This is a genomic window from Streptomyces sp. NPDC034086 (assembly GCF_055575515.1).
Genome location: NZ_JBVISM010000002.1, coordinates 695743 through 718998, shown reverse-complemented (window position 1 = coordinate 718998; position 23256 = coordinate 695743). Strand labels below are relative to the sequence as shown.

General features: G+C 73.4%; 19 protein-coding genes. 8 read left to right on the top strand and 11 right to left on the bottom strand.

Features of this window, described 5'->3' with window-relative positions:
* From cbiQ to ACZ514_RS08675, 3 genes are read left to right on the top strand one after another with little or no spacing between them, the layout of a single operon-like run.
* Positions 1–750 (top strand): cobalt ECF transporter T component CbiQ, encoded by a 750-nt coding sequence (gene cbiQ / locus ACZ514_RS08685; protein WP_468695833.1) that lies wholly within the window; start codon positions 1–3, stop codon positions 748–750.
* Positions 741–1598 (top strand): ATP-binding cassette domain-containing protein, encoded by an 858-nt coding sequence (locus tag ACZ514_RS08680; RefSeq protein ID WP_468695835.1) that lies wholly within the window; start codon positions 741–743, stop codon positions 1596–1598. The genes cbiQ and ACZ514_RS08680 overlap by 10 nt, the downstream gene beginning before the upstream one ends.
* Positions 1599–1607: 9 nt before the next feature.
* Positions 1608–2174, top strand: a complete 567-nt coding sequence (locus ACZ514_RS08675) for a PadR family transcriptional regulator (protein ID WP_468166417.1) — start codon at positions 1608–1610, stop codon at positions 2172–2174.
* 45 nt (positions 2175–2219) lie between these two features.
* Here ACZ514_RS08675 and ACZ514_RS08670 read toward each other — a convergent pair whose 3' ends face one another.
* The 8 genes from ACZ514_RS08670 to ACZ514_RS08635 form a co-directional block, all read right to left on the bottom strand.
* Positions 2220–2432, bottom strand: coding sequence for an EF-hand domain-containing protein (locus ACZ514_RS08670; RefSeq protein WP_405978507.1), 213 nt, complete (start codon positions 2430–2432; stop codon positions 2220–2222).
* Between the two features lie 307 nt (positions 2433–2739).
* Positions 2740–3930 (bottom strand): YncE family protein, encoded by a 1191-nt coding sequence (locus ACZ514_RS08665; RefSeq protein WP_468695838.1) that lies wholly within the window; start codon positions 3928–3930, stop codon positions 2740–2742.
* A complete protein-coding gene (locus ACZ514_RS08660; RefSeq protein ID WP_468695842.1) occupies positions 3927–4712 on the bottom strand; it encodes a polysaccharide deacetylase family protein in 786 nt (261 codons plus the stop codon). Before ACZ514_RS08660 ends, ACZ514_RS08665 begins: the two co-directional genes overlap by 4 nt.
* Before the next feature lie 379 nt (positions 4713–5091).
* Entirely contained in the window at positions 5092–5700 is a 609-nt protein-coding gene (locus tag ACZ514_RS08655) for an ATP-binding protein (RefSeq protein ID WP_468166411.1), read from the bottom strand.
* Between the two features lie 190 nt (positions 5701–5890).
* Complete coding sequence (locus ACZ514_RS08650) at positions 5891–6658, bottom strand: enoyl-CoA hydratase/isomerase family protein (protein WP_467887786.1); 768 nt, start codon at positions 6656–6658, stop codon at positions 5891–5893.
* Positions 6659–6773: 115 nt separating this feature from the next.
* Positions 6774–8018 (bottom strand): L,D-transpeptidase, encoded by a 1245-nt coding sequence (locus ACZ514_RS08645; protein ID WP_468166407.1) that lies wholly within the window; start codon positions 8016–8018, stop codon positions 6774–6776.
* Between the two features lie 171 nt (positions 8019–8189).
* Positions 8190–10388, bottom strand: coding sequence for a choice-of-anchor A family protein (locus ACZ514_RS08640; RefSeq protein ID WP_469124399.1), 2199 nt, complete (start codon positions 10386–10388; stop codon positions 8190–8192).
* Between the two features lie 208 nt (positions 10389–10596).
* Complete coding sequence (locus tag ACZ514_RS08635; RefSeq protein ID WP_469124398.1) at positions 10597–11805, bottom strand: L,D-transpeptidase; 1209 nt, start codon at positions 11803–11805, stop codon at positions 10597–10599.
* Positions 11806–12072: 267 nt separating this feature from the next.
* On the opposite strand from ACZ514_RS08635, the gene glgX reads away from it, so the two are divergent.
* On the top strand, positions 12073–14277 hold the full coding sequence (gene glgX / locus ACZ514_RS08630) for a glycogen debranching protein GlgX (RefSeq protein WP_469124484.1): 2205 nt from the start codon (positions 12073–12075) through the stop codon (positions 14275–14277).
* A gap of 207 nt (positions 14278–14484) precedes the next feature.
* Positions 14485–15207 carry a CDP-alcohol phosphatidyltransferase family protein gene (locus ACZ514_RS08625; RefSeq protein WP_469124397.1) on the top strand — a complete coding sequence of 241 codons (723 nt, stop codon included), beginning with the start codon at positions 14485–14487 and terminating at the stop codon, positions 15205–15207.
* On the opposite strand, the gene ACZ514_RS08620 is transcribed toward ACZ514_RS08625, so the two are convergent.
* Positions 15188–15679: an FAD synthase family protein gene (locus tag ACZ514_RS08620; RefSeq protein ID WP_468166397.1), complete on the bottom strand. Its 492-nt coding sequence runs from the start codon at positions 15677–15679 to the stop codon at positions 15188–15190. The genes ACZ514_RS08625 and ACZ514_RS08620 overlap by 20 nt on opposite strands.
* A gap of 172 nt (positions 15680–15851) precedes the next feature.
* On the opposite strand from ACZ514_RS08620, the gene ACZ514_RS08615 reads away from it, so the two are divergent.
* Genes ACZ514_RS08615 through ACZ514_RS08605 form a run of 3 tightly spaced genes read left to right on the top strand, consistent with a single transcriptional unit; the run spans position 15852 to position 19977 of the window.
* A complete protein-coding gene (locus ACZ514_RS08615) occupies positions 15852–17057 on the top strand; it encodes a glycosyltransferase family 4 protein (protein ID WP_469124483.1) in 1206 nt (401 codons plus the stop codon).
* Complete coding sequence (locus tag ACZ514_RS08610) at positions 17054–18769, top strand: lipopolysaccharide biosynthesis protein (RefSeq protein WP_469124396.1); 1716 nt, start codon at positions 17054–17056, stop codon at positions 18767–18769. The genes ACZ514_RS08615 and ACZ514_RS08610 overlap by 4 nt, the downstream gene beginning before the upstream one ends.
* On the top strand, positions 18766–19977 hold the full coding sequence (locus ACZ514_RS08605) for an MATE family efflux transporter (protein WP_469124395.1): 1212 nt from the start codon (positions 18766–18768) through the stop codon (positions 19975–19977). Before ACZ514_RS08610 ends, ACZ514_RS08605 begins: the two co-directional genes overlap by 4 nt.
* A 55-nt stretch (positions 19978–20032) precedes the next feature.
* Here ACZ514_RS08605 and ACZ514_RS08600 read toward each other — a convergent pair whose 3' ends face one another.
* Positions 20033–21529, bottom strand: a complete 1497-nt coding sequence (locus ACZ514_RS08600; protein ID WP_469124394.1) for a M23 family metallopeptidase — start codon at positions 21527–21529, stop codon at positions 20033–20035.
* 227 nt (positions 21530–21756) lie between these two features.
* Positions 21757–23256 carry a hypothetical protein gene (locus ACZ514_RS08595; protein WP_468166389.1) on the bottom strand — a complete coding sequence of 500 codons (1500 nt, stop codon included), beginning with the start codon at positions 23254–23256 and terminating at the stop codon, positions 21757–21759.

Below are 23256 nucleotides of genomic sequence, written 5' to 3'. Positions count from 1 at the left end.
GTGCTGCCGATCGACGTGGCGGCCCACTCCAGCCGCTGGCGGGGCCGCCACCCCCTGGAGAAGGCCCTGCTGGGGCTGGGGCTCACCGTCACCGCCGTGTGCCTGCCGCCCTGGCCCGGCGGGCCGCTGGCCGCCGCGGCGACCCTGGCCGTGCTGCTCGGGCCCGCCGGGGTGCCCGGGCGGCAGCTGTGGCGGGCCTTCCGGGTGCCGCTCGGCTTCTGCGTGACCGGGGCGCTGCCGCTGCTGGTCTCGGTGGGCGGCCCCGGCGGCTTCCTCGCCCTCGCCCCGGACGGGCCCCGGCACGCGGCCGAGCTGCTGCTGCGCACCTCCGCGGCCTCGCTCGGGGTGCTGCTGTTCGCCTTCACCACGCCGGTCTCGGACGTGCTGCCCCGGCTGGTGCGGGCCGGGGTGCCCGCGCCCGTGGTGGACGTGGCGCTGGTCATGTACCGGATCGGCTTCCTGCTGCTGGACTCGATGGCCCAGGTGCGCCGCGCCCAGGCGGCCCGGCTCGGGCAGACGAGCCGGGCCGCGGTGTGGCGTTCGCTGGCCGGGCTCGCGGCGACCTCGTTCGTCCGGGCCTTCGACCGCGCCGCCCGGCTCCAGCAGGGGCTGGCGGGGCGCGGTTACGACGGCGCGCTGCGGGTGCTCGTACCCGACGCGGCACTGTCCTGGCGGTTCCTGACGGGGTCCGCCGCCCTGCTGGCCGCCCTGGTCGCGGGGACCCTCGTACTGAAGGAGCTGTGGCTGTGACCCCGTTGGTGGAGCTGGTCGGCGCGGGTTACGCGTACGAGGACGGTCCGGCCGTGCTGTCCGGGGTGGACTTCGCCATCGCCGAGGGCCGGGCGCTGGTGCTGCTGGGCCGCAACGGCAGCGGCAAGACCACCCTGATGCGGCTGCTGAGCGGCGGGCTGCGGCCCGGCACGGGCGTGCTGCGCCTCGACGGCGCGGAGGTGGCGTACGACCGCAAGGGCCTGGTCCGGCTGCGGACCTCGGTGCAGCTGGTGGTGCAGGACCCGGACGACCAGCTCTTCGCCGCCTCCGTCGGGCAGGACGTGTCCTTCGGTCCGATGAACCTGGGGCTGCCGGCCGCGGAGGTCGGTGAGCGGGTGGACGCCGCCCTGGCCGCGCTGGACATCACCGCCCTGCGGGACCGTCCGACGCACCTGCTGTCGTACGGGCAGCGCAAGCGCGCGGCGATCGCGGGCGCGGTGGCGATGGCCCCGCGGGTGCTGATCCTGGACGAGCCGACCGCCGGCCTCGACCCGGACGGACAGGAACGCCTCCTGGACGTCCTCGCGGGGCTGCGCGCGGCCGGCACCACGGTGGTCATGGCCACCCACGACGTGGACCTGGCGGTCCGCTGGGCCGACGACGCGGCCGTGCTGACCCCGGCCGGGATCCGCACCGGCCCCGCCGGGGAGCTGCTCTCGGACCCGGAGCTGCTGGCGTCGGCGGGCCTGCGCCAGGCCTGGGCTCCGGCGGTGACGGCCCTCCTGCGCGCGCACGGCCTGCTGGCGGCGGGCCTGCCCGGGCCCCGGGTGCCCGAGGCGCTGGCCGAGTGGCGGCCGGCGGCGCCGCCGGCCGCGCCGCAAACCTAGGATGGCGGCATGTCGCTGCCGCACGCCATCCTGACCGCACTGCTGGAGAAGCCCTCGTCGGGGCTGGAGCTGACCCGGCGGTTCGACAGGTCGATCGGCTACTTCTGGTCCTCGACGCACCAGCAGATCTACCGGGAGCTGGGGCGGCTGGAGGAGGCCGGGCTGATCCGGGCGCTGCCGAGCGAGGTGCCCGTGCGCGGGCAGAAGAAGGAGTACGAGGTGCTGCCCGACGGCCGGGCGGAGCTGGCGCGGTGGGTGGACGAGAGCCAGGACCCGAAGCCGGTGCGGGACGCGCTGCTGCTGCGGATCCGGGCGGCGGCGGTGGTCGGTCCGCAGCGGCTCGGACCGGAGCTGCGCCGCCATCTGGAGCTCCACCGGGCGCAGTTGGCCACGTACGAGGCCATCGAGGCGAAGGACTTCCCGCCGGAGCGGGACGCGGCCGCGGACCGGTTGCGCCGGCTCGTGCTGCACGGCGGCATCGCGCTGGAGGGGTTCTGGCTGAGCTGGCTGGAGGAGGCGCTGTCCGAGGTGGAGGAGCTGGCCTCGGCACAGGCACCGCCGCAGGACGGGGCCTGACGCGCCCCCGCCCCGGCGTGCGGGGCGGAGGCGGACGCGCCGCGCCTACTTGTTCAGGGAGGCCCAGAACTCGTCGAAGCTCATCAGCTTGTCGCCGTCGCTGTCCTTGGCGGCGATCACGGAGTCCGCGATCGCGGCGGTGACGTAGTGGTCACCCATCGCCTTCATGGCCGCGCTGTACTCGTCGGCCGTGACGAAGCCGTCACCGTTCACGTCGAACTTGTCGAACGTCGCCCGTGCGCTCTCGATGTCAGCCACTGGGTCCACCCCTTCTCGGTGCTTGTTGACCGGCTCAGGGTAACGGCACCGGGCGCGCGGGCACTGCCGGGGTCCCGTCCGGGCCGCGGAGGGGATTCCGGCGGCAGCCGCCCACGCCGCCGCAAGCGGTCACCGGGTAGGCGGAAGCTTTAATTCCAGCTGATGGATCCCTCCACGGCTTGTCACACTCCGGGATCGCGGCATAACGTACCGGCATCGCCGACGCGCCGTCAGCGTCCGTCGGCGGCCCCACGGACACGGTGTCCCGGGAGCTGTGCGAGCTCCCGGGGCACCGTTGTTTCCCGGCCTAGCGGAAGATGCCCGTGTGGCCCAGGGAGTAGCGGCCGGGCTGCGGGTACACGGCGAGGCCGTGGGGGCCGCCGCCGACGGGGATCCGGGCGAGCTGCTTGCCGGTGACGGTGTCGATCGCGTAGACCTCGGAGTTGTAGCGGCCCGACAGCCACAGCACCTTGCCGTCGGCGGAGACCCCGCCCATGTCGGGGCTGCCGCCGCCCGGCAGCTGCCACTTCTTCGTGAGCCGGTTCTCCTTGAAGTCGAACACCGAGACGCTGCCCTCGCCCCGGTTGGAGACGTACATCTCCCGGGAGTCGCGGCTGACGTACAGCCCGTGGCAGCCCTTGCCGGTGGGCAGCAGCTTGGGGACGTCGAACGCGTCGCCGCTGAGCACCCACATGCCGTGCGCCATCATGTCCGCGACGTAGAAGGTCTTCCCGTCCGGGGAGATCTTCACGTCCTGCGGCATCGCGCCCTCGAAGGGCAGCTTCTGCTGGCCGATCACCTCCATCTTCTCGGTGTCGACCTTGAGGAGTTCGCCGGAGAACTCGCAGCTGACGATGAAGTAGCGGCCGTCGGCCGAGAAGTCGGCGTGGTTGACCCCGAAGCAGGTGACGGGGACCGTCTTGACCCGGTCCATGGTGTGGGGGTCGCGGAAGACCAGCTCGCGGTCCATGGAGGCCATCACGACCGCGTACTTGCCGTTGGGCGTGAAGTAGAGGTTGTACGGGTCGTGCACTTCGACGGGCTTGCCGGCCTCGCCGGTGGCCGGGTTGATCGGGGTGAGCGTGTGGCCCCGGTTGTTGTTGACCCACAGGGTCTTCATGTCCCAGGAGGGCACCACGTGCTGCGGCTGGACCCCGACCGGGATGGTGTCGATGACCTTGTACGTGGCCGGGTCGATGACGGACACCGTGTTGGAGTTGGTGTTCGGCACGTAGACCCGGGACGGGAAGTCCTTGACCACCGGGGAGAGCCGGTTCGGCCGGTCGGCGGCGTACACGTCGTGGGGATCGAGCAGCGGGGGCATCCCCGCCAGGCCCGGTGGCGCGGCCGGGACGGCCTTGACGGGCTGCTTGGCGGGCCCCTTGGTGCCGAGGGCCTCGGCGGGGGCCTTGTCTGCCGATCCGCAGCCGGCCAGGGCGGCGAGGACCAGACCGGCCAGCAGCACGGTGGCCTTCCGGGGAAGGCGGGTGGTCTTCATGAGGTCAGCAGCTCCGTGGTGGTCACCGCGCGCAGTTCGCGGCGCGCGAGTTCTTCGAGGAGGGGCGGCATCGCGTCGGCCGTGTCCGCGTAGCCGAAGTGCAGGCTCACCACCGATCCGCGCTGGATCGTCCCGGTGACGTTGCGGATGACGGCCGCCGCGCCGGGCGAGGTGAAGTCGAGGGAGTCCACGTCGTACGAGAGGACGTGCGGGTAGCCCGCCCGCTGGGCGAGCCGCCGCACGAGCGGGGTGGCGTTCTGGGTCTGGGAGGGGCGGAACCAGGTGCCGATCGAGCCGGTGAGGCGCTTGAGGCGCTGGGCGCAGCCGGTGATCTCGGCGTAGGCCTCGGCCTCGGACATGCCGTTGATCGCGAGGTGGCGCTGGGTGTGGTTGCCCAGTTCGTGGCCGCCGTCGAGGATGCGCCGGGCCATGGCGGGGTGTTCGTCGAGCCAGCTGCCGATGGCCAGTACGGTGACCCGCGCGCCGGACTTCTCCGCGGTGGTGAGTACGGCCCGGGCGAGGGCGGGGTCCCCGTGGCCGTGGAAGGTGAGGGCGACCCGGGGCCGGTCGCGGGGGCCGTGCGCGATCTCCACGGGCTGCCCGGGGAAGCGCCGCGGGGCGGCCGGCGCCGGCCGGGCGGGGTGGGCGGGCCGGGCGGGGGCGGCACGGGCGGGTTCCGGCGCCGCCGGACCGCCGTCCGTGCCGCAGGCCGCGGTCAGGACGCCGGCGGCGGCCGCCGCCGTGGCGCGCAGGGCCGTACGACGGTCTGGGTAACAGAGCACCCGCCCATTTAAGGGCCGGATGGCACCGAAGGTAATGATTGACCCAATTTGGTGCGTCCGCCGATCGCCCCCAACGGAGTGATCGTCCGCTATGTGATCAACGATTTACACAGAGCGGTCAATATTTATTCGCTGATTGCGAGGCGAGTGGCCCATCTCACCTAGGATTTAGGTGGAAACTCTTGGGATATGCACACTTATGTCCGAGTCGAGAGTTTTGGCGTTCCGTGACGTGTCTGCCATAGTCGGAACCACGACTTCCCTTTGACCCGAGCGAAGTCCCCGCCGAGGATCACACACCCCACCGGTCCTCGGCGCACCCATGAAACCCCCGCCGCGCCCCACCTGGGCAAGAGGGGGTTTCTGGCGTTCCGGGGCCTCAGCGGTCGGCGACCCGCATCTCGAACCAGGTGATCTTGCCGCGCGGCAGCAGGTCCGCGCCCCAGCGGTCGGAGAGCTTGTCGACGAGGAACAGCCCCCGGCCGGTGGTGTCCAGTTCGTGGACCGGCATCAGACAGGGCAGCCCCCGCGAGGGATCGCGCACCTCCACCCGGATCCACCCGCGCCGGCGCAGCATGCGTAAGCCGAACGACCGGGCCCCGGTATGGCGGACGGCGTTGCCGACGAGTTCGGAGACCAGCAGGACGGCGTGCTCGGCGATCTGCGGCGACAGGCCCCAGAAGCGGACGACCACGCTCTGGGTGAGCCGGCGGGCCGTGCCGGCGGACTCCGGCATGGACGGCAGCGTCACCTCCGCCTCGGCCGGGTTCCCGTACGACTCCAGCGCTTTGAGGCCCTGTTCGTCCTCGACCGCCGCCGTCAGCCGTACGGCCGAAGCGCTGCTGCGCTGCCGCGGCTGTTCCACACCCTCCAGGCCCGCCATGCACCCATCATGGACGGCCCGCGCGTCCGACCGGGCCGTTCCGCGGGAATACACCCCCCGGAACCATCGATCCCGAGGGGGCGCGCCGGCATATGCGCCGGGCAACGGAGGGCCGCACGGGCGGCGCTCACCTGGGGTGACGCTGCGCGGCCCGGCGATCACGGCCGGTGGATCACCGAGGGGTCTTAAGGCTGCCTTAAGGCCTGGCTAATCCACCCGCACGGGTCTCGTGCAGCGGGACTCGTGCGACCCTCGAGGCATCACCCGTCACCCGGCGGCTCCTCCAGGGCCGGGCTCAGACGAACTTGGCCTTGCCCGGGCCCTCTTCGACGAAGCTCCGCATCCCGCGCTCGCGGTCCTCGGTGGCGAACAGGCCGGCGAACCAGTTGCGTTCGATGGTCAGGCCGGTGTCGATGTCCGCCTCCAGGCCCGCGTCCACGCACTCCTTCGCGGCGCGCAGCGCGATCGCCGGGCCCTGGGCGAGCTTGGCGGCCCAGGCGTGCGCCTGCTCGTACACCTCGGCGGCGGGAACGACCCGGTCCACCAGGCCGAGGGCGAGGGCCTCTTCGGCCTTGACCATGCGGCCGGTGAAGATCAGGTCCTTGGCCTTGGAGGGGCCGATCAGCCGGGACAGCCGCTGGGTGCCGCCCGCGCCCGGGATCAGGCCGAGCAGGATCTCGGGCTGGCCGAGCTTGGCGTTGTCGGCGGCGATGCGGTAGTCGGCGCACAGGGCGAGCTCGCAGCCGCCGCCGAGGGCGTAACCGGTGACGGCGGCGACGACCGGCTTGGGGATGCGGGCGACGGCGGTGAAGGCGTCCTGGAGGGCGCGGGACCGGGCGACCATGGCCGCGTGGTCCATGTTCTGCATCTCCTTGATGTCCGCGCCGGCCGCGAACACCTTCTCCCCGCCGTAGAGGATGACGGCGCGCACGTCGGCGCGGTCGGTGGCCTCCGCGGCGAGCGCGCGCAGCCGGTCCTGGGTGTCGATGTCCAGGGCGTTCATGGGCGGGCGGTCCAGCAGGATGGTGCCGACGCCTTCGGAGACTTCGAGAGAGATGGTCATACGGGGGAGGTTAGCGGCCGGGGGTCCGGGGGTCTCCCCCGGAAAAGCGCAGGACGCGAAGTGGCCCGGTGCCGTGGGTCACAGCACCGGGCCACGGACTACGCGCGCGGGGGGACTACTTGATCCACTCCGCCCAGTCCATGTTCCAGCCGTTGAGGCCGTTGTCCGGGGCGATCTGCTTGTCCTTGGAGTTCTTCACGATCATCACGTCGCCGATCAGCGACTCGTTGTAGAACCACGCCGCGGGGGTGTTGGGGTCACCGGCGCCGCGCTCGTCCTCCAGGCCGACGCAGCCGTGGCTGACGTTCTCCGAGCCGAAGGTGCTCGAGGAGGCCCAGTAGTTGCCGTGCACGAAGGTGCCGGAGGTCGACAGCCGCATCGCGTGCGGGACGTCGGAGATGTCGTACTCGCCGCCGAAGCCGACGGTGGCGCCGTTCATCCGGGTCACCTTGTACTTCTCGCTGATGACCATCTGCCCGTTGTAGGTGGTCGTCGACGGGGCGCCCGCGGTGATCGGGACGGTCCTGAGCACCTGGCCGTCGCGGACGACCTCCATCTTCTTGGAGTCCGCGTCGACCGTGGTGACCTGGGAGCGGCCGATGGTGAAGTTGACCGTGCGGGTCTGCTTGCCGTAGACGCCGGGGCGGCCCTCGACGCCGTCGAGCGCGAGCTTCACGGTGACCTTGGTGCCGGCGGCCCAGTACTTCTCGGGGCGGAAGTCGAGGCGGTCGTTGCCGAACCAGTGGCCCTCGATCGGTACGGACGGCACGGACGTCACGGTGATCGCCTTCTCGACGGCCTCCGTGTTGGTGATGCCGCGGGTGAAGTTGATGGACACCGGCATGCCGACGCCGACGGTCGCCCCGTCCTCGGGCGTGTAGTGGCCGACGAAGGTGTTCTGCGGGGTCAGGGTCGTGAAGGTGGTGTCCTTGGCGGACTCGCGGCCGGCCTCGTCCTTGGCGACCGCGTGCACCTTGTACTCGGTGGCGGCGGCCAGGTGGCGGGCGGGCTCCCAGGTCGCGCCGTCGGCGGCCAGCTTGCCCTCCACCGCGTTGCCCTTGGTGTCGGCCACCGTCACGGTGGTCAGCTTGCCCCCGCTGCTGGTGATCTTCAGTACGCCGCTGGTGGCGACCTCCTTCGACCCGTCGTCGGGCTTGACGCTGACCACGGCCTTGGACGCCTCGGTGCCGGTCTTCGCCGTGCCGCCCCCGGGCTTGCCGTTGTCCCCGCCGCTGCCCGCGCTGTTGCCCCCGCCGCTGCACGCGCTGGTCAGCAGCAGGGCCGCCCCCAGCAGGACGGCCGGCAGGCCGGTGCGGACGCGGCCGCGTATCGGCTGCAGGTTCACTCGTGTTCTCCCCATGTCCCCCGCGCACGGACAGTCGCGCGCTGTCGTCAGGAAATCACATGGGGAGATTACGAATAGGCACAGTCATGTCACCGTTCCGTCCCAAGTGCGGGGGCGGCCGGCCGTCGGCCCGTGCGGCCGGTCCCCGGGTCCGTCACCCGGGGACCGGCCGGAACCGTCGGGGCGTCAGTGCTCGGGACGGTCCTGCTCCGGCCCGCCGTGCTCGGGACGGCCGTGCTCGGGACGGCCGTGCTCGGGACGGCCGTGCTCCGGCCCGTCCTCGCAGTGGCAGCTCTGGCCGTCGTGCGCGCGCCGGTTGAGGAGGGCGACGGCGATCCGGCGGCCCGGGGTCCGGTCGTCCAGCGTCAGCGGGCCGGTCACCGGGTCGCGCGGCGGGACGTAGCCCTCGGGGGCGTCCACCTCGACCACGTAGTACGCGCCGTCGGCGAGGCCGTCGAAGGAACAGGCGCCGTCCCGGCCGGTGGTGCACTCGTCCCCGGTGCGCTCGTCGGCGTTGATGCCGCGCTGCTGGAGGCCCGCGGTGCGGTTGGTCTCCCTCCAGAGCTCGAACACCGCCCCGGGCAGCGGCCGCTTCGTCTTCGCGTCCTTCTTCAGGACCCTGAGGGTGCCGGTCCGGTCCTCGTCCTTCCGGTTCGGGACGGTGACGTCCTCCTCGGTGTCACCCGGCTCCAGCTCGAAGGCCGTGACGGGGTCTCCGGGCCGCTCGTAGCCCGCCGGGAGGCCCACCTCCCGCCAGTAGTAGCGCTCCCCCACCGGCAGCTCGACCGTGCACGAGCCCCCTCCACCGGTGACGCAGACGCCGTCGAGCCGGGTGTCGGGGTTCTCGCGGGTCTGGAGCCCCGCGGTCCCGTTGCTCTCGCGCCACAGCTCGAAGCGGGCGCCGGACAGCGGCTCGCCGGTCTCCTCGTCGACCTTGCGCAGCACGACCCTGGCGCTGCCGTCCGGCGGCTGGGGGGTCCTGCGGTTCACCGCGACCCGGCGGACGCCCTCCGGGACGTCCTCCGCCGTCAGGACCAGCACGTGCACGGCGTCCTCGGGGAGTTCGTAGCCGGGGGGCGGGGCCGTCTCGCGCCAGTAGTAGGTGCCGGGCTCCTCATCGCGCCGGCAGGTTCCGTCCGCGAGGGTGGTGCACTCGTCCACCTCGGTGTCGGGGTCCTGGCCCTCGTACTGGAGGCCGTCGCGGCCGTTGGTCTCCTTCCACAGTTCGAACCGCGCCCCGGGCAGCGGCCGGCCGTCCTCGTCGTGCTTGACGATCACCACCGGCCCCCGGGCCGGCGGGACCGGCGCGCAGTCGGGCAGGTCCCCGTCGAAGGGGTAGGCGTGGAACTCCGCGCCCAGGCCGGTGGTCTCCGTCGGGCTGGTGTGGGTCACGCTGCCCGCGGTGAAGAAGCGGCCGTTCAGGCCGATGACGGAGACGGTGGCGGCCGACGCCTGCGGGCCGATCAGCACGCTGCCGCCGAGCTGCGCCGAGCCGGCCAGGGTGACCTCCCGGGCCTCGGGGAAGTTCCACAGCAGCCGCTCGCGCAGCCCGGCGGGCAGCAGGGCGTTGTTGACGCGCAGGGCGGGGGACTCCCCGGTGACGTTGACCAGGACGGTGGCGTGGTCCGGGATCCCGGCGAAGCGCAGGGTCTGCTGCGCGCCGGAGGGGCCGGAGAGGTCGAAGTCGACGTTGAAGACCTGGAGGGGCGAGGCCCCGTCCCCGGTGAAGACGGTCTCCTGGGCGCTCCACACGGCCCGGCCGGTCGGCGTGCGCGGGGTCCCCCCGGGCCGGGCGTAGCAGGTGCTGGCCGCGGTGAGCGCGCCGCGCAGGCCGCTGTAGGGGCCGGCGGCGGCCGGGTCGTGGACGAGGACGCCGGTGACGGTGCCGGTGAGGCTGCCCGCGTAGCGGACGGCTCCGCCGTCGGCGAGGAGGGTCTGGCGCGGGGCCACGGTGACGTCCCCGCCGGTGGTGAGGAAGTCGGAGTCCTTCGGCGGGGGGACCCGGGAGCCGACTCCGGCGATGCCCACGTTGTAGACGAGCCCGCCGGCGGACTTGTTCATGTCGAAGTCGCCGAGGACGACGACCTTGCCCTCCGCCTCGGCGGCGCCCCGGCGGACGAGCATGTCCCCGCCGACGAACACGTTGATGTTGCTGTCGCGGCCGGTGAACGGCAGGTTGTTGGGTTCCGGGTAGGGGGACGGGCAGCCCTGGCCGGGGCCCGTACCGCCCGGGACGCAGGGTCCGAGGCCGCCGGGCAGCGGGGCCCTGAGGGCGCGTGCCGCCGTGGGGGGCTCGGTGCCCGGGCCCGCCGCGAGGGCCGTGGGGGCCCCGGCCGCGAGTACGGCGCCCACGGCCAGCCCGAGGGTCCAGTTCCTTGCTGACATGACACTCCGTCCGCTGTCTCGGCCATCCGCCCGCGCCGATGGCCCTGACAGGCTGCGGGCGCGGATCGGCGCGGGAACGGAGGACACTCTCCGCGTACGGCATTCCGGTCCGACAATCACTCGATCGCACCGCTTCGCCGGGGTGCGGGGACGTCCGGAGTGTGTCCGCCGGGCCCGCGGAGGTGTCGCGGGCGGGTGGGCCGGTGCGTCAGCCGATGGCGGAGCCCGCCACCCAGTCGGCCCAGGACATGTTCCAGCCGCCCAGTCCGTTGCTGGGGGCGACGGTCTTGTCCCGCGAGTTCACGATCTCCACCACGTCGCCGACCAGCGTCCGGTCGAAGAACCAGCCCGCCGGGGTGTCCGAGCCGCCGCCCTTGTCGTCGCGCAGGCCCACGCAGCCGTGGCTGGTGTTGGTGCTGCCGAAGGTGCCGGGGTCGGCCCAGTAGTTGCCGTGCAGGAAGGTGCCGGAGGCGGTGAGCCGCATGGCGTGCGGGACGTCGGGGATGTCGTACTCGCCCTTGCCGTCCTCGCCGGTGAAGCCGACGGTGGCGCCGTTCATCCGGGTCACGTCGAACATCTCCATCACCACCATCCTGCCGTTGTAGGTGGGGTTCTCGGGCGCTCCGGCGGTGACGGGGATGGTGGACAGCAGCCGACCGTCCCGGCGGACCTCCATGGTGTGCGCCTCCGCGTCGACGGTGGAGACCTGGGAGCGGCCGACGGTGAAGCGAATGGTCTTGTCCTGGATGCCGTACGAGCCGGGCGCGCCCTCGACGTCGCGCAGCTCCATCCTCACGGTGACCTCGGTGCCGGGCTTCCAGTACTCCTTGGGCCGGAAGTCGAGGCGCTCGTCGCCGAACCAGTGGCCGACGACCTCCACGGCCGGCCGGGAGGTCACGGTGATGGCCCGTTCCACGTCGGCGCGCCGCTTGACCGGGCGGCTGAAGTTGAAGGAGACGATCATCCCGGTGCCGACGGTGGAGCGGTTCTCGGGCTTGAAGTAGCCGATGAACCGCTCCTCGGGGACGTAGGTGGTGAAGGTGGTGTGCCGGGCCTGGCGGCGGTCGTGCCCGTCGAGGGCGACCGCGTCGACGGTGTACTTGGCGGCGAGCGCGAGCCGGCCGGCGTCGGGGTCGGGGCTCCAGCTGAGGCCGTCGGCGGCGATCTCCCCGGGGACCTCCTCCTCCTGGGCGTCCTCGACCTTGGTGACCCTGACCCGTTCGAGGCGGCCCTCGGGGACGTTCACCCGGAGCGGCCCGTCGGCCGGTACGCCCTTGGCGTTGTCCTCGGGGGTGATCCGGATGGCCTCGTCCGGGGAGCGGGGTTTGCCGGGAAGCTGGATCTCCACGGGGGACCCGCCGCCCGTGCAGCCGGTGAGCCCGCCCAGCAGGGCCGCCCACGCCGCCACGGCGGCCAAGCCCGCCCCTGCCCGCCTCGTCAGAAGAGTCACGCCCCGTCCAACGACCGGGCCCCTCCGGGGGAAACGTGAGGGCCGGGCACGTTCCGGGCAGAACAGTCCGGGCAGAACAGTGGGAAGGACCAGACGGGGGCGGGCCCGGCCGGGACGCCGGGCCGCACTCCCCCGCCGGGTACCCAGGAGCCGTGGAGGCGGGCAGTGTCGAGCGCAGCCGAGCAAGAGGCGGTGGATACCGCCGCCAGCGATGCCAGCAGGGCCGTCGCGGGCATGGACGCCCTACGGGAGCGGGTCCAGGCCAAGGTGTTACGGGCGGCCGCGCACCCGCCGCCGCCGGTGTGGCCGGGTTCCTCGCACCCGCTGGGGGCCCGCTACCACGCGGGGCCGGCCGGGGTCGAGGGCACCAACTTCGCGCTCTGGGCGCAGGGCGCGGAGGCGGTGGAGCTGTGCCTGTTCGACGCGCTGGGGGCGGAGACCCGCTGCGCCCTGACCGAGCTGACGCACGAGATCTGGCACGGCTTCGTCCCGGGCGTGCGGCCGGGGCAGCGGTACGGGTTCCGGGTGCACGGGCGCTGGGACCCCTGGACGGGCGCCCGGTACAACCCGGCGAAGCTGCTCCTGGACCCGTACGCGCGGGCGGTGGACGGGGACTTCTCGCTGCCGCCGGAGGTGTACGGGCACGTGCGGGACTGGCCGCAGCAGTACATCGCGGACACGGTCCGGGACGACAGGGACTCGGCCCCGTACGTCCCGAAGGGGGTGGTCGTCCACGATGACGACGACTGGTCGGACGACGTCCGGCCGAAGACCCCCTGGGCCGATTCGGTGATCTACGAGCTGCACGTGCGCGGGTTCACGATGCGCCATCCGGGTGTTCCCGAGGAGCTGCGCGGGACGTACGCGGGGCTCGCCCATCCGGCGGCGGTGGAGCACCTGAGGACGCTGGGCGTGACGGCGGTGGAGCTGCTTCCGGTGCACCAGTTCGCGCACGAGGACCACCTGCTGCGACGGGGGCTGCGCAACTACTGGGGCTACAACTCGGTGGGGTACTTCGCCCCGCACGCCGGCTACTCCGCCAGCGGGACGGCGGGGCAGCAGGTCGGCGAGTTCAAACGCATGGTGAAGGCCCTGCACGCGGCGGGCATCGAGGTCATCCTCGACGTGGTCTACAACCACACGGCGGAGGCCGGGGAACTGGGACCGACCCTGTCGCTGCGGGGGATCGACAACCGGGGCTACTACCGGCTCCAGTCCGACCAGCGCCGCTACGCCGACTACACGGGCTGCGGGAACACCCTGCACGCCGGGCGCCCGCACGTGCTGCGGCTGATCACCGACTCCCTGCGGTACTGGGTGACCGAGATGGGGGTGGACGGCTTCCGCTTCGACCTGGCGGCGGCGCTGGCCCGTTCGATGCACGACGTGGACATGCTGTCGCCGTTCCTCGCGGTGATCGCCCAGGACCCGGTGCTGCGGCGGGTCAAGCTGATCGCGGAGCCGTGGGACGTGGGCTCGGGCGGCTACCAGGTGGGCGCGTTCCCGCCGCTGTGGACGGAGTGGAACGACCGCTACCGGGACGCCGTACGGGACTTCTGGCGGGGCGCGCTGCCCGACGTGCGGGACCTGGGGTACCGGCTGTCGGGGTCGAGCGACCTGTACGCGTGGGGCGGCCGGCGGCCGTACGCCTCGGTGAACTTCGTGACCGCGCACGACGGGTTCACCCTGCGGGACCTGGTCTCGTACGAGCACAAGCACAACGAGGCGAACGGGGAGGAGAACCGGGACGGCACCAACGACAACCGGTCCTGGAACTGCGGGGCCGAGGGCGAGACCGGCGACCCGCGGGTCGGGGCGCTGCGGCGGCGGCAGCTGCGCAACCTGCTGACGACGCTGCTGCTGTCGACGGGCGTGCCGATGCTGGTGGCGGGCGACGAGTTCGGGCGCACGCAGGGCGGCAACAACAACGCGTACTGCCAGGACAACGAGACGGGGTGGGTGGACTGGTCGCTGCTGTCCGACCCGCAGTGGAGCGGGCTGTTCGCGCTGACCCGGCGGCTGATCGCGCTGCGCCAGACCCATCCGGTGCTGCGCCGGCGGGCGTTCTTCTCCGGCCGGCCCCAGGGTGCGGACGGGCTGCGCGACCTGGCCTGGTTCACCCCGGCGGGGGCGGAGATGACGGAGCGGGACTGGTACGCGCCGGCCGCGGCGGTGGGGCTGTACCTGTCGGGGCGGGACATCCCGGGGCGGGACGAGCGGGGCCGGAAGGTGACGGACGACAGTTTCCTGGCGCTGCTGCACGCCGGGGACGGGCCGGTGGAGTGGATGCTGCCCGGCGCGCCGTGGGCGACGGCGTACGAGCTGGTGCTGGACACGTCGCGGGAGGAGCAGGCGGCTCCGCCGGGGACGCGGCACCGGGGCGGGGAGCCGCTGACGGTTCCGGCGCGGTCGGTGCTGCTGCTGCGGGTGGTGAGCTGACCCCGCGGGCGATGGCCGGCCCTCCGGGGGGGGGCCGGCTGCGCGGGGGCCCGGCTCGCGGGCGGGGGGCGGCTCTGCTTGCGGGGCCGGCCCGTGCCCGCTTCTGGGACGAGTTGGCCGATCCGGAGCGGAATCCTTCGCTCCCCCTGCGATGATGTGCCCTTTCCGTGAACGCGCGAACACATGACCACACGAACAGGGGCACGCATGGGGAGAGTCGGGACCGCCCTCCGGGAGCTGCGGGGGGCCCAGAAGTCGGCCAAGGGGGTGTCGCTCTACTCGCGGTTCGTCAACCGGCCCGTCGGCCGCTACCTGGCCGCCGGCGCCTACGCCCTCGGCATGACCCCCAACCAGGTCACCCTCGTCAGCGCCGCCTTCAGCTTCGCGGCCGTGGCGGCGGTCGCCCTGGCCGCGCCCTCGTGGGCCCTGGGCGCGGCCGTCTGGGCGGCGCTCGCGGCCGGCTTCGCCTTCGACTCGGCCGACGGCCAGCTGGCCCGGCTGCGCGGCGGCGGGAGCGCGGCGGGCGAGTGGCTCGACCACGTCGTGGACGCCGCCAAGCTGACCGCGCTGCACGCCTGCGTGCTCATCGCCTTCCACCGGTTCCCCGAGGCCTACGGGACCGGCTCGGACGGCTGGCTGCTGGTGCCGCTGGGCTTCCAGTTCGCGGCGGTCGTCACCTTCTTCGGCGGGCTGCTGACCGAGAAGCTCAAGCCGCGGCCCGCGCCGGGCAGCCCGGCCGCCGCGCCGTCGACCCTGCGCGCGGTGGCACTGCTGCCCGTGGACTACGGCGTGTTCTGCCTGGTGTTCCTGCTGCTGGGCGACGGGACGCTGTTCCGCTGGGCGTACGCGGGCCTGGGCGCGGTCGCCGCCCTGTTCCTGCTGGCGTTCCTGGCGAAGTGGTTCCGCGAGCTCAGCGCCGTTCGGCGGTGAGCTGCTCCAGCGCCGGGCCCGCCGGCTGGGCGAGGGCGTCCAGGGCCCGGCGCAGCTGGGTGCTGGAGGTGTGCACGGTGTAGGGGAAGTAGACGACGTCGACCCCGTGGGCGGCGAAGTCCCGTTCCAGCTTCTCGCCCTTGGGGGTGCCCCGCCAGTCGTCGCCCTTGAAGATGACGTCGAAGCGCACCTGCTTCCAGGTCTCCACCTTGTCGGGGACCGTCTCCACGAAGGCCGCGTCCACGTACCTGACGCTGCGGACGATCTCCAGCCGCTCGACGAGCGGGATCATCGGGCGGCGCCCCTTGGCGAGTTCGGCCATCTCGTCCGAGACCACGCCGGCCACCAGGTAGTCGCACCGGCTGCGGGCGTGCCGGAGGATGTTGAGGTGGCCTATGTGGAAGAGGTCGTAGGCACCGGGCGCGTATCCCACCCGGTACGGCCTGCGCGTGGACGGCACAGGATCGGTCAATTCGCGCTCCGTCATCGGTTACCCCCCAGCGGCCGCACCCCCCGGTGCGGCGGTTCAGCAGACAATAGCGTGCACGTTCCGCAGCCGGCCGGTGAACGAATAGGGTGACGTGCGCATCATCCAGGGGAGAAGGGGACGTTCAGTGTCCACATCCGGTCACCGGCGGCTGCTGCTGGTTTCCACCAACTACGCCCCCGAGCACGCGGGCATAGGACCGTACGCCACCCAGATCGCGGAGCACTGGGCGAGTACCGGCCACGACACGCACGTCCTGGCGGGCATGCCGCACTACCCGGCCTGGTCGGTCGAGCCGGAGTACAAGGGGGCGCTACGGCGCACGGAACGGCGCGCGGGGGTCACCGTGCACCGGCGCGCGCACACGGTGCCGCCCCGTCAGACCGCCCTCCGCCGGGCGCTTTTCGAAGGATCGATTCTGCTGCACGGCGCGGTGGCCCCTCCCCGGATGCCGAGGCCCGACGCGGTCATGGCGCAGATGCCGAGCCTCGCCGGCGGGGTGACGGCCGCACGGCTCGCGGCCCGCTGGAAGGTGCCGTTCGTACCCGTCGTCCAGGACCTGATGGGCGCCGCGGCCGCGCAGAGCGGCATCAGCGGTGGCGACAGGGCGGCGGCGATCGCCGGGCGCGCGGAGGCGTACGCCCTCAGGCGGGGCGCCCTGGTCGGCGTCATCCACGAGACCTTCGTGGACCGGGTCGTGGCGATGGGCGTGGACCCGGGGCGGATCCGTCTCGTCCCCAACTGGTCCCACGTGCCGAGGCCCACCAGGCCGCGCGGGGAGACGCGCCACCACCTGGGGTGGGCACCCGGCCAGACCGTCGTCCTGCACTCCGGGAACATGGGCCTCAAGCAGGGCCTCGAAGTCCTCGTCGGCGCCGCCCGGCTGGATCCGGACGTCCGCTTCGTCCTCATGGGCGACGGCAGCCAGCGCGCGGCCCTCGCGAGCCTCGCGGCCGACGTGCCGAACCTGGACATCATCCCGCCGGCCGCGGACGGCGAGTTCCCGGACGTCCTCGCCGCGGCGGACGTCCTCGCGGTCACGCAGCACGCCGGCGTGCTGGACATGAGCGTCCCGTCCAAGCTCACCTCCTACTTCCAGGCCGGCCGGCCCGTCGTCGCCTCCGTCGCGGCGCAGGGCGGCACCGCGCAGGAGGTGGAACGTTCGGGCGCCGGGGTGCTCGTACCGCCGGAGGACCCCGAGGCCCTGCTGAAGGCCGTCCGGTCCCTGGCCGAGGACCCCGAGGGCGCGGAGGCCCTGGGCGCGGCCGGGCCGGCGCACGTGGCGGCCCACCTGAGCCGTGAGGCGGGCCTGGCCCGTATCGACGCACTCATCGACGAAGCACTTGGGGGACCGCGCCCGTGACCGAGACGAACCGCCCGGCGACGGCCCCGGACCAGGACGAACCCGATCTCCTGCGCGACCAGTTCAAGCAGCTGCTGCGCTACCGCCGGCTCCTCGGCGCGGGCGTGGCGGTCGGCCTGCTGGGCGGCGTCTACCTCGGCGTGTCCACGTCGGACACCTACGTGTCCGTCGCGGACGTGGTGCTGCGCGCGCCCACCGACGACCCGTTCAACCCGAGCCTGGCACCCGACAAGGCCATCAACATCGGCTCGGAACGCCAGGTCGCGCTCTCCAGCTCCACTGCCGCGCAGGCCGCGAAGACGCTCGGCGTGCCCGACAAGGACTTCCGGGCCCTCCGCGGCGGCCTCCAGGTGACCAACCCGCCGCAGACGATGGTGCTCCGGTTCACCTACACCGCGGCCTCCCCCAAGGAGGCCGCCAAGCGCGCCAACGGCATGGCCGCCGCCTACCTGCTCAAGCGGCAGGAGGCGCTCGACATCACCCGCGACACGATGGTCAAGGGGTACGAGGCCCAGCGCGACCCGGTCGCCAAGCAGCTCGACGAGGTGGCCCGGCAGATCAACAACATGCCGGCGGGGACCGCCCGTGACGCGGCCCTCTCCTCGCGGACCGACCTCCAGAACAAGGTCAACACCCTCAACGGCAACATCGCCAAGCTGCAGGCCCTGGACATGACCCCGGGCCGGGTCACCAGCGCCGCGACCCCGCCCGCCGCCGCCGACGGCCCGGGCCTGCCCATGTCGCTCGCGCTGGGCGCGGCCGTGGGCCTGGCGCTCGGCCTGCTCGCCGCGTGGGTCCGGCTGGTCTTCGACCCGGCGCCGCGCTCCGAGGGCGACGTGGCCCGGTCCCTGCGCGCGCCCGTCCTGGGCTACCTGCCCCGGGACCGCACCGGCGGCGGCCCGCTCCTCGCGGCCGGGGAGGCCGATCCGCGGCTCGCCGAGGAGTACCGCTCGGTGGCCTTCCGGCTGGCCTACGACTCCCGTTTCGCGGACCGGCGCCGGCTGCTGGTGGTCGCCCCGCGCGGCAGCAGCGAGACGGCCGCCGCCGTGGCCGTGAACCTGGCCGCCTCCTTCGCCGAGACCGGCAAGGACGTCCTGCTCATCGAGGCCGACCTGCGCACCCCGGTCCTGGCGAGCCAGCTCCCGACGGACGCGGCCGGACGGCCGCGCTGGAGCCTGCCGCCGGGCGGCGCGGGCGCCCCCGAGTGGCCCGACGGACGCCAGCTCGTCGTGGACGCCGGGGAATCGGGCGACTTCGACCTGATCCCGGGCGACCGGGTGCGCAACGTGGCCCGTGCGCTGACCTCGCCGCGCACCACCCGGCTGATCGCCGAGGCCGACTCCCCCAACTCCACCGTGGTGGTGCTCGCGCCGCCCGTCCTCTCGTACGCGGACGCGCTCGCCCTGGTCGACCGGGTCGACGGCGTCCTGGTGGTCTGCGACCCGCGGGCGGTGCACCGCACCGACCTGGCCCGGATCCGCGAACTGATCAGCGGCGCCGGCGGGACCGTGCTGGGCGCCGTGTTGCACGCGCCGCCGCACTCCGGCAAGCGCGGCGCGGGCCGCGCCGGGGCCGAGGCCGCCGGGGTCGCGTCCGCCGGCGCGGCACGGCCGGAGCCGCCGGCCGGGGAGGACGCCGGAGCCGGGGAGGGCCTCCCGGGCGACGGCAGCGACACGGTGGCGCTGCGCACCGTCCGCACGGGCCGCAGGTGAGCCGGCGGGGTCTCGCCGCGGTCTCCTCGGTCCTGGACCAGGCCGCCGCCAGCGCCACGAACATCCTGGTCCTGGTCCTGGCGGCCCGGCTGTCGTCCGCTTCGGGCTTCGCCGCCTTCTCGATGGTCTACGTGGCCTTCAGCGTGCTCCTCGGGCTGAACATGGCGTACGTCGGCCAGACCGTGGTGCTGGAGAAGGGCGAGCGGCTGGCGACGGTGTGCCGCTCCTCCGTGCAGTTCACGGCCGTCGCCTCGGCCGCCGCCGGTCTGGTGCCGGCCGCGGTGGGCCTCGCGGTGCCCGGGGACGCCGGGTGGGCGTTCCTCGCGCTGGGACTCGTCCTGCCGGTGGTGCTCGTCCAGGACGGGCTGCGCTACTGCTTCTCCGCCCTGCGGGTGCCCGGGCGGGCGCTGGCCGCGGACGCGCTGCGGCTGGGGTGCGCGGCGGGGGCGCTGGCCGTGCAGCCGTACGGGGCTCCGGCGGGCCGGCTGGTGCTGGTGTGGGGGCTGTCCGCGCTGCCCGCGCTGGGGCTGGGCCTGTGGCTGCTGCGGCCCTTCGTGCGCGGGGTGCGCGCGGACCTGCGGCCCTATCTGCGGCGCGGGCACCTCGGGCGGCGCTTCGTCGTCGAGTTCGCGGTGGGCAACGGCTCCAGCCAGCTGGCGGTGCTCGGGCTCGGCGTGTTCGCGACGCCGCTCGCCGTGGGTGCGCTGCGCGGCGCCAGCACCCTCTTCGGCCCGCTGAACGTGCTGTTCAACTCGGCGACCGCCTTCGGGCCGCCGGTGGTCGGGCGGGCGTCCGGCAAGCGGGGCGTGGTCCGGCTGACCGCGGTGGCGGGAGGGGGCCTCGCGGTGCTGGGCGCTGGCTGGGCGGCGGTGCTGTACGCCCTCCCGGACCGGCTGGGGCGGGAGCTGCTGGGCGGCACCTGGGCCTCCGCCTCGGCCCTGCTGCCCGCCACGGGCGCGCAGTACGCGGTCATGGGCCTCGGCACCTGCGCGCTGCTGACCCTGCGCGTGCTCAGCCCCAAGGCCACCCTCTCGCTCCAGGTGGTGTACTCGCTGCTGTCGGTGGGCCTGCTGCTGGGCGGGTACGCCGTGTGGGGGGTCGCGGGCGCCGCCTGGGGCCTGGCCCTCGGCTCCGCGGCGAAGGCGGCCGCCGGGTGGCTGCGGGTGGGCCGCCTGAAGGTGCCGGCGGAGGTCACGGCCGCCGCCTGAGCGCACCGGAGCGGGCCCGGGACGGTGGTCGTCCCGGGCCCGCGGTGTGTCCGGGTCAGTTGTAGGTGCCGGTGATCGAGACGCCGGTCCGGGTGCCGGGGACGCCGGTCAGGTCGACCGGGGCGGCGGGCGACCAGGCCCCGCTCACGGCGCGGATGGTGTGCAGGACCCGTCCGTCGGTGGTGACGAAGGCCGCCTGGAGCTCGTTGTCCACCGCGGCGGCCGCGACGTCGGTGACGGTGACGCCCGCCGGGACGACGGCGGACAGGTCGTTCAGGGCCCACTGGCCACTGGCGAAACGCGCCCCGTGGTAGCGCTTCGCGCCGCCCTCGGTGGTCACCACCAGCTGGAGGTCACCGCCGGTACCGGCCGCCGCGACGTCCTCGACCCCGGTCACACCCGTCTCGGCGGAGGCGTTGCCCCAGCCCGTCCAGGTGCCGTCCGCGTGCCGGACCGTGTGGAACAGGGATCCGTCCGAGACCGCCACGACCTGGGTGTCCGTTCCCACCCGGGCGACGGCCAGCTTCGTCACGGGCGCCCCGCCGGGGTTGCCGACCGCGCCGAACGGCGTCCACGTCCCGTTCGCCCGGCGGACCGTGTGGTGGACCTTCCCGTCCGCGACCACCACGACCTGGAGCTCGGTGCCCGAGGAGACCGCCGCCACGTGCGTCACGTTCGCCAGGGCGCCCGCGGCGGCGTGCACGTCGCCGAAGTCCGCCCAGGAGCGGTCGGCGAAGCGGATGGAGTGGTACAGCTTGCCCTCGTTGGTCACGGCGAGGACGTGCGTGTCGCCGTTGACGCCCGCCTCGGCGGTGGTCCGTACCCCGCCCGGGAGCTCGCCGGTCACGCTTTCGACGTCGCCGAAGCCGGTCCACGTGCGGTCCGCGTTGCGCACCGCGTGGTGGAGGCCGCCGCCCGACTCGACCACGACCTGCGCCCGCCACTGGCCCGACGGCGCCGGCGGGGGCGTGGTGTCGGCGCAGTTGCGGCTGGTCAGCGTCGTACCCATCTGGAAGGGCACGCCGTCGAAGACGGACTGCTTGACCGAGCCGTTGTACTGCTGCTCGTAGTGCAGGTGGGCGCCCGAGGAGTTGCCGGTGTTGCCCACGACGCCGATCTTCTGGCCGCGCACGACGCGGGTGCCCGCGCTGACGTCGTAGCCGTTGAGGTGGGCGTAGAGGGTTCTCGAACCGTTGCCGTGGTCGATGACCACGTATTTGCCGTAACTGCGGTACGAGCCGTCCGGGTTGGTCAGGGTCGTGGCGATGCTGACGACGCCGTCGGCGCTGGCGAGCACGGGCTGGTTGGCGGTCGTGCTGCCGTGCGTCCAGTCGATCGACTGCACGGAGGGGCTGTGGCCGCTGTACGTCTTGCCCAGCCAGGCCTGGTCGCAGCTGAAGGGCATCTGGTAGGCGGGCCCCGCGGCGTGGGAGGGGGACGCGGCGAGGGCGACCAGGCCGGAGGCGGCCAGGGCGACACCGGTGACCGAGGTCAGCGCACGACGGGTGAAGGTGGTGGCCCCGCCCCAGGGACGGATGGTACGAGCAGACATGACGATCCCCCATGTTCCGGACACGAATGAGCCGCGTGTCCGCAGCTGCGCGGGCGCTCCGCGGTGCGGTGTGTGCGGCTGCGGGGCGCGCTCGGCGGCGCCGCCCCGTTTCCCCCGCCCCTCTCGGGGCGTTGACAGGATCATGTCCTGGCCAGCGGGGGGTGTTCCAGGGGCCGGGGGTGGCCCGAAGCTGCCTGGCACGATGCGGCCAAGGGACCGGCGCCGCGTCAGCGCAGGGTGGTGGCCTTGTCCTGGCGGTACGTGGCCACGAGCGCGAGGCACATCACGGCGATCGCGACCCGGCCGGAGGCCTGGAGCAGCGGACCGCGCAGCAGGATGAAGGAGTACCCGGCGACCAGCGGGACCACCACGGAGACCAGGCTGCCCGGTGCGGAGCGGCGCGTGGCCCGCTCGGCGTAGCGGCGGTCCACGCGCGCGGCGGCGTACCCGATGCCCAGCAGCCCGGCACCCATGCCCAGCGGGCCGAAGTCGAGCCACAGCTCGGCCCAGACCGGCGAGGAGAGGTTGGTGTTGACCGTGCCCATCCACTGGCCGACCATCACGCCGGTGTCGCGCGGCTTGCCCGGCCACACCGAGCGGGGCACCGCGAAGAGGACGGATCCGGCGAGCTGGCGCCCGTAGAAGTGGCCGGGGCCGGACTCGGAGAAGGTGATGGTGTTCGCGAACATGCCGATCTGGTCGTAGTCCTTGAGCGCCATCGGTTCCAGGAACGAGGTCGTCTCGACGGGCTTGTAGTTCTTCTCGTCGTAGCGGAAGCGGTCCGCGAAGGGGAAGACCAGCAGGGCAACCACGACGGCCATCGAGAGCGCCACCCGGTACATGGCGGCGCTCACCGGGAAGACGGTGAACAGCAGCGCGAACAGGACGGTCAGGAACCAGTACCGCGGGTTGGAGACCGGGTTGTTGACGATCAGGTTGAGGACTGCCAGCGCCGACCAGGTGACGATGACCGACACCTTGCGCCGGGCGAACCTCGAGGTGATCAGCCAGCGCGTGTACAGGAGCAGCGCGAGCAGCGCGGGCACGGTGCCGAACCCGCGCAGCAGGGCCTGGCCGGCCTGGCCGTCGCCGTTGGAGACGCCCGCCTCCTCGATCCCGGCGATGATCTCCTGGCGGCTGGAGAAGAAGACGGCCGGGCCGCCGAGTTTGAGGATGAAGGCCACGCTGCCCAGGAAGGCGAGGACGGTCAGCAGCTGGAGCCGCCGCCGGTGTGCCATGAGCGGCCGGGGTTCGCCCGGGGCGCCGCCCGCGCGGCCCGCGGGCCGGTGGCGTGCGAGCAGCACGCCGACGTCGAAGGCCGTACAGCCGAGCAGGACCAGCCCGATGGCGAGGGTGAGGTCGGAGCGGGGCCCCACGACGGGGGTGGGGACCCGGCCGAGGACGGCCTGGGCGAGCGGGGCCACGCCCATGGCCATGTAGACGAAGAGCCAGAAGGCCCCCTGGAGCAGTTTCCGACGGCCGGTCAGGACCATGGCGGACAGCCGGGCGCCCGCGTACATGGTGAGCAGGAGCTGGAGCCAGAAGGCGGCGTCGTGCTGGCCGTCGCCCGGCTGGACGGCGACGAAGAGCGGGAGGAAGACGGTGAACCCGAGGGCGAGCGGCACGGACAGCGCCCGCGAGAGCAAGGTCCGCGGGGTGGTGACCCTCCCCCACTGGGACTCGTCCTCGAAGGGCGGCGGGACCGGCTTCACGGCGGGTTCGCGCAT